The organism is Kineococcus endophyticus (genome assembly GCF_040796495.1).
Lineage (GTDB): Bacteria > Actinomycetota > Actinomycetes > Actinomycetales > Kineococcaceae > Kineococcus > Kineococcus endophyticus.
This window is the reverse complement of record NZ_JBFNQN010000037.1, coordinates 1-1,759: the sequence shown is the minus strand read 5'-3', so window position 1 is coordinate 1,759 and position 1,759 is coordinate 1. Positions and strand designations below refer to the sequence as shown.

Below are 1,759 nucleotides of genomic sequence, written 5' to 3'. Positions count from 1 at the left end.
TCCTCGGCGGGGACGGTGACGGCGCCGGTCATGATCGCCACCCCCTCACCCATCGAGTGCGACGACGGGGTGATCACCGCCGCCCGCCGACCCAACCGCTGGATGTGGATCCGGTCCGCCACCTGCCACACGTGCGGCATGTTGTGACTGATCAAGATCACCGGCATCCCGCTGTCCCGCAGCTGCTCGATCATCGACAGGACCAGGTTGCCCTCCTTCACCCCCAACGCCGCGGTCGGCTCGTCCAGCACCACGATCTTGGACCCGAACGCCGCCGCCCGGGCCACCGCCACCGCCTGCCGCTGCCCACCCGAGAGCGTCTCCACGGCCTGACCCATGTCCTGGATCGTCTGGATCCCCAGCCGCTGCACCGCCTCCCCGGCCCGCTTCTTCATCCCCTTCTTGTCCAGCATCCGGAACACCGACCCCAACACCCCCGGACGCCGCTCCTCCCGCCCCAGGTACAGGTTGGAGGCGATGTCCAACGCCGGCGCGACGGCGAGGGTCTGGTAGACGGTCTCGATCCCGGCCTCGCGGGCGTCCTGCGGCCGCTTGAACTCCACGACCCGCCCGTCCAGCCGCAACTCCCCCGCATCGGGCACCACGGCGCCGGTGAGTGCCTTGATGAGGGTGGACTTGCCGGCCCCGTTGTCGCCGATGACGGCCAGGACCTCCCCGGGGTACAGGTCCACGTCCACGCCGTCCAGGCCGACGACCTTGCCGTACGTCTTGACCAGACCCCGCGCCTGCAAGACGGGAGTTCCCGTCGCCACCTCACTCATCAGGCCTTCACCTTCCGGATCCACTGGTCCACCGAGACCGCGACGATCACCAGGATGCCGATGGCCAGCACCCGGAACTGGTCGTCCACCCCCGCCAACGACAACCCCGAGGCGAAGGACTGCACGATCAACGCCCCCAGCAACGTGCCCAGCACCCCACCCCGGCCGCCGAACAAGCTGGTCCCACCGATGACCACGGCGGTGATGGAAGCCAGGTTCGCCTCGGTGATCGCGTTCGGCGACGCCGCCCCGGCCCGCCCGATGAGCACCCACGCGGTCAACCCGTAGATCAACCCCGCCGCGGCGTACACGCTCAGCAGGACCCGCTTGACCTGGATGCCGGCCAGCCGCGACCCCTCGGGGTCATCACCGACGGCGTACACGTGCCGGCCCCACGCCGACTGGCTCAGCGCGAACCCCACCACCACGTACAACAGCGCCACGATCAGCACCCCGGTGGTGATGTAGAAACTGCCCGGCCCGAACGGGCGGATCGCCGTCCCCGTCCAGTTCAACAACCCCGGCAGGTCATCACCCTGGATCGACTGCCCCCCCGAGTACAGCAGGGCGATCGCGGTGAAGATCGACAACGTGCCCAGGGTGACGATGAACGGGGGCAGGTTCACCCGCGTCACCAGCAGACCGTTCAACGCCCCCGCACCCACCCCGACGGCCACCCCGACCAACAGGCACAGCACCGCCGGCAACCCGTTCTTGGACGCCAGCGTCGCCGACAGCATCGTGGCCAAGATGGTGATCGCCCCGACCGACAGGTCGATCCCGGCGGTCAGGATGATCAACGTCTGACCCACCGCCAACGCCGCCACCACCGCCGTCTGCTGCACCAGCAGCGACAACGCGTTCGGCTGGGCGAAGTTCGGGTTCAACCCGGTGAACACCACCACCGCGATGACCAGGATGATCGCCGGCGACACCGCCGGGTAGGAGTGCAGCACGTGCTGCACCCGCTGCGCCGG

At 69.1% G+C, this 1,759-nt stretch carries 2 protein-coding genes; both read right to left on the bottom strand.

Annotated elements, in window-relative coordinates:
- A partial coding sequence (locus AB1207_RS24405; RefSeq protein ID WP_367641433.1) for an ATP-binding cassette domain-containing protein occupies positions 1 to 782 on the bottom strand: 782 nt, incomplete at its 3' end.
- On the bottom strand, positions 782 to 1,759 hold a 978-nt coding region (locus AB1207_RS24400), incomplete at its 5' end, for an ABC transporter permease (RefSeq protein ID WP_367641432.1). The genes AB1207_RS24405 and AB1207_RS24400, both read right to left, overlap by 1 nt.